Here is a 4,879-nt window from a genome sequence, read left to right as displayed (position 1 = left end):
AGATACTCTTGCTAATCACTAACCGCTAATCACTAACCGCTAACCTCCCAATCGCTAAACACTAATCATTAAACACTAATCACTAATCATTAACCACTCGTTACTGCCCTGCAACGTCACCCTCCCCTGTAGAGTCTAAATCAAAAACTCTGTGCCTCCGCGTCTCTGTGTTCTGTTTTCGTTTCACTCCGCTAATTTACTATAATATTTTAAATCATATCCTTCCAGCATGGCAGGATGGAAGATTTTTATCAAATCTTTCAATAGCCAGTCCGGATGGAAGGGTGTTTCTTCGTAGAAAGGTACCCGGGCGGTGTTGCACCCGTAGATGTTCCGTTCCTTGAAGGCGCGGAAGCCGGCATAAGGAGGGAACTCTTTTTCCAGTTCGTTGTAGGTCTTGTCCGTGGGCTGGTTGTAGCGTATCAGCCAGAAGCCGGACTGTTGTCCCCTCTCGAAGATAACCTCGAAAGGGTAGGGGAGCGAGCCGCTGTGCGTATCTTCCTGGAAGATGTAGCTGGCGCCCGCGTCGCTGTATAGTTTGGCGATGGTGCTGTTGCCGCCCGGCGTGTACCAGGTGGAGCTTGTTTTCAGGTCGCACATCACTGAGGGGGCGAAAGATATCGGCGCTACCAGTTCTTTTAACGCCAGGTAGTTCTGTTCCACTGAAGCGAACAGGCTGTCGGCTTCCTGCTTCTTGCCGAACAGCAGACCGTAGAAGCGCATCCACTCGGCGCGCCCCAATGCAGATGCTTCCATGTAGTCGGCACATTCTATGATGGGGACATTCAGTTTCTCAACACGCCCGTATCCGCCGCTGTTCTCAAAAGGGGAGAGGAGTATGGCGTCCGGGTGCAGGTCTATGATCCTTTCAATGTCGGGAGCCATGCCGTCGCCTACGTCGGCAATCGTTCCGTTCAGGTATCCTTCTTCTATTTCCGGTATCTTGATATATTTCCGGTCGCACACGCCGGCTATGCTGCTTAATGCGCCGAGGCTCTTCAGCAGGCTGCAATGCACGGAGGAGTAGATGACGGTTTTGTTCAGCGGGGTGCGGACTATGGTTCCTGCGGGCAGCGTCTCGGGCAGTGGCTTTTCCTTATCTATTAATATATAGGTGTGCAATACTTTGGCGGTGTCCCAGGGATTGCGTAGCTGTGCGAGGGTGTAGCTTTCGTTTTCAACTATTGAAAGGTTCCCGGTGTAGCGCAAAGGGATGGTGTCTCCTTGTGCCTGGACGGAAGAAGTGTTACTCCTCCCGCCGCAGGCGGAGAGAAGTAACACTGTCATGTAAAGAACTATGTAAAGAGAATTTAGTTTCATCACAGGAAGATTATTTTGCTGGGGAAGATACCACCGCAATCAAACTTCTCAATCAGTGAACCGCTGCTGTTGAAACGATAAACATCGCCATTGGTAACTCCGGAATAAGCATAGATGTAGATATCACCGTTTTGGTCGTCAATGTTGATGCCTCTAACTATAACAGAATTCAGTTCCTGAGGCATGTTCTTCAGGAATGTAGCATTATTCAGTTGATGGGTTTTAGTGTTATAGCTAAAGAAACTGTTTGTAGTTGTCTCAGCCTTCCAATCAGTGACGGAATTTGCCAGGTAGATGATATCATTATGCTCCACGAAGTGGGTGGCAACGGCGATATTTTCTACTGTACCATCGCTCTTGATTCGTTGGAAAGCATAAGGTACAGGGTCTCCGAAAGTTCCAAAGGATATGAGGTATATCTCATCATTGGACTCAAGCAGCAAATTGGGATTCTGTATTACCTCAATGTCTTTGTCCTTGGTAAACGTTGCTATGTCAATAACAGATACGGTAGTTCCTGGCCCCCAACCGGAGTTGGCTACATAGAGTTTGCCATTGGCTTCTACTATCTGTTCCGGATTGTTGTTTACCCCTACGTATGCTTCTATCTTTAAAGTATTAGCGTTTATACGGGCTACCCTGCCGCTGTATAGCGTCACATAAATCTTTCCGTCTTCCGCTTCCATATATCGCGGAGCGCCATCTTCCTCCGTAAAGGACAGGCGAGCCTCTTCTACACCGGCGGCATTCAGTCTGAGCATTATCTGAGAACCGGAGAGTAGGACATAAATCTTGTCTTCGTATTCCATAATATCCTGTCCGGTGTCGCCCAGGTTCTTGTTGTTCTGTTTGAGGTAGATGTTCGAAATGAAATTATTCTTCTTGTCTTTGGCATCCTTGTTGGGAGCATAGAAGGCAATGCCTGCATTGTTGCCCTTGCTCACTCCTTCATACAGAATGAACGCCCGGTGTTGGGGTAGCTCTACTGTACTTCCATTATCGTCCCACGGGTTTTTGTCGTCATCACCACAAGAGGAGAACATCACTGAGAGTGCCAACATGCAGAGTGCACTCCATAATAAACTTTTTACTTTCATGTTATTTTGTTTTTAGTTAGAAATAAATGCTTCCCGTCAGCCTGAACGAGCGTCCCGGCATGGGGTAAAACTTTATAATATCATATTGTTCGTCAGTCAGGTTGATGAGTTCTGCTTGCAGACGCAGCTTGCAGGTACTCAGATTGAAGGTGCGGGAGGCGGTAAGCGTATGCTCCACGTATCCGTCAATGTAGTTCGCTTCGATGTTCTGTGGCAAGGAGTAACGTTCGCTTACCCCGGTAACGGTATAGACCAGGTTTATCCGGGGTGTTTCGATGGACACGGAGGCATTGCCGCTGTGCACGGGAGTATAAGCTATCTGGTTCTTATAGTTTTTATCTCCTTCCGAAGTTAAATCTATCGCTTTCTGGTATGTATAATTGCCTGTCAGCGTCAATGAAATGCGGCGGTTGAGCGGGATGGCTGTGCGTAGTGTTACGTCTGCTCCCGTGATGTCTACCTTGCCGGAGTTAAACATTCTCCACACGTACGTAGTGGGTAGAGCTACGATTTTGTCGTCCACCTTATTATAATATCCGTCTATGGTGAGGGCTACATAATTGGTGAAGGAGAAGGGTGAACCGCTCCAGGTGACCCCTAAGTTAAACTCCTGCGCTTTCTCGGGGCGCAGGCCGGTGTTTCCTATGCGTAGATAGTACAGGTCGTTGAAGGAGGGGACTCGGAAAGTGTTTTTATACATCATTCGCAGGAAGAAGCTCCGTTCCTCCCACGGGCGATAGAGCAATGATAGGGTAGGGCAGAGGCGGTGGAGGTTGTCGGGACGGTCGCCTTTCTTCACTTCTTCGGTGATGAAGGTGTGTACCAATGTCCCGGTAGCAGTCAGTCCCTGCCATTGGTATCTCAGGTTCAGTGCCGAGAGCCATGAGTACCGGACGGGAAGCGGACTGTCGGACAGATTGCTGCCGAGGGTGTTTATGGCTAAGTCGTTGGCCCACGAGGCGGTAAAGGAGTTGGCGGGTTGCCATTGCAGTGTGCCCGTGAGATAGTATTCCAGCTGCTTGTTTCTATCCGTTTGTTTATCGCTCGGATGTAGCTCATTCTTATATTTCACATCCGTATCTTCATATTTATTCCATGCGTAGTTGTATTTGCCCTGGACTAACAGCGCCCATACGCGACTGAAGTCTTTGCGATATTGCGTTTGTACGAAGAAGTTCTTGTCCCACAACCGTTCGTTGGGAGTGTTGTTGTACAAGATGACAGACCCCGGCAGGCCTCGCCCGGAATCATAATAATATACTTTGACTTGCAGCAGGCTGCTGTCCCTCATCGTATGGTAAAGATTGCCTTCCGCGTGCCACGCATATATGTCAGAGTTCTGCCGTTTCTCCTGGGTAACCTCCATGCCGTTTACAAGCGTGAAGGGATAATTGCCGTCCGCCCTCTGGTAATTTCCGCTTATGTTGTAAGTGGTGCGTGAGGTAATCCGCTGCGCCCAGGTTGCAGAAGGATTGATAAATCCGAAGGAACCGCCCTTGACCTGTCCTTTGAAAGCATATAACTTATCGGTTCCTTCCAACAGGTTCTTGCTGTAAATAGAGAGTACGCCTGCCGAAGCGAACAAGCGTGCCGGTTGCAGGAGATTCTCATCCTGCCCGATGGATAAGGAAAGCATGTCTATGTCGTCCAGGGAGAAACTGCCGATGTCAATCTGTCCTGCCTGGCAGTTGCTGACCGCCACCCCATCGTAGACCACTGCTGTGTGGGTAGCCCCCAGGCTCCGGACGGACACGGTCTTTAAGCCGCCAATGCCTCCGTAGTCTCTTACGTTTGTTCCGGCAAACCGGCGAACTGCATCCGCTATGTTCTGAAAGCCATGACTGTCCAATTCCTCTTTCCCGAAAACCTGTATAGGCGCCGCCACCGATATCCGCTGTGGAGTGCGCCGACCTTTTACTGCCACTTCAGGAATTGCATGAACCTTCCCTGTGATGGAATCTTCTGCCTGCTGTGCCTGTAAGTTGATACAAAGACAGCAAATAAGGCAACCCAAACAAAACCGCAACCGGATGCGCCGGCATGGATCATCTTTCTTCATAAACAAAAAGATATGAACATAATATGTATCTCACACCCTTTCCTCGAAGGCATAAGAAATGACAGGTCTTGCAGGTCTTCTGACTTACTCCGGATTTGCCGCCTTCCCACCGTACGAATACCGGCAGTGGCAATAGGTGATTGGCAAATCCTGCAATAGGAGTTCACAGCAGCGGGACTGTTTGGGAGTTACACCCAATTCCCTTTTCATGGAGTACACCGACAGGCATCCTCCAACAAAACCGGGAGCAAAGGTAGGGAATGTTTTTTGTTTTATTCATATATGGTGCAGTATTTTTTCGGTTTATGCATTTATACCTTTAGAATAAGTAGCTGTTCATAATTAGTTTATACTATGAATGATAATATAGCGAACCGGAATCTCAATCCGGTTGCTGCGCAAT

3 protein-coding genes and 1 riboswitch are annotated in these 4,879 nt (G+C 48.7%); all 3 genes read right to left on the bottom strand.

Annotated elements, in window-relative coordinates; genetic code table 11:
• Positions 1–183: 183 nt before the first annotated feature.
• The 3 genes from B2Z67_RS09925 to B2Z67_RS09915 are packed head-to-tail and all read right to left on the bottom strand — an operon-like array spanning position 184 to position 4,476.
• Complete coding sequence (locus tag B2Z67_RS09925) at positions 184–1,320, bottom strand: ABC transporter substrate-binding protein (RefSeq protein ID WP_291529669.1); 1,137 nt, start codon at positions 1,318–1,320, stop codon at positions 184–186.
• Positions 1,320–2,417: a hypothetical protein gene (locus B2Z67_RS09920; RefSeq protein WP_291529668.1), complete on the bottom strand. Its 1,098-nt coding sequence runs from the start codon at positions 2,415–2,417 to the stop codon at positions 1,320–1,322. Before B2Z67_RS09920 ends, B2Z67_RS09925 begins: the two co-directional genes overlap by 1 nt.
• 16 nt (positions 2,418–2,433) lie before the next feature.
• Positions 2,434–4,476, bottom strand: coding sequence for a TonB-dependent receptor plug domain-containing protein (locus tag B2Z67_RS09915; RefSeq protein WP_291529667.1), 2,043 nt, complete (start codon positions 4,474–4,476; stop codon positions 2,434–2,436).
• A 52-nt stretch (positions 4,477–4,528) separates the two neighbouring features.
• Positions 4,529–4,732: riboswitch (cobalamin riboswitch) on the bottom strand.
• Between the last annotated feature and the right edge of the window lie 147 nt (positions 4,733–4,879).

It is taken from the genome of Bacteroides sp. UBA939 (assembly GCF_002293435.1).
GTDB lineage: Bacteria > Bacteroidota > Bacteroidia > Bacteroidales > Bacteroidaceae > Bacteroides.
Note: the sequence above shows the minus strand (reverse complement) of the source record. Positions and strands in the feature narration are given on the sequence as shown.

Coding starts and splice junctions, on each gene's coding strand:
- B2Z67_RS09925 (WP_291529669.1), bottom strand. CDS start 1,320: ATGAAACTAAATTCTCTTTACATAGTTCTTTACATGACAGTGTTACTT.
- B2Z67_RS09920 (WP_291529668.1), bottom strand. CDS start 2,417: ATGAAAGTAAAAAGTTTATTATGGAGTGCACTCTGCATGTTGGCACTC.
- B2Z67_RS09915 (WP_291529667.1), bottom strand. CDS start 4,476: ATGAAGAAAGATGATCCATGCCGGCGCATCCGGTTGCGGTTTTGTTTG.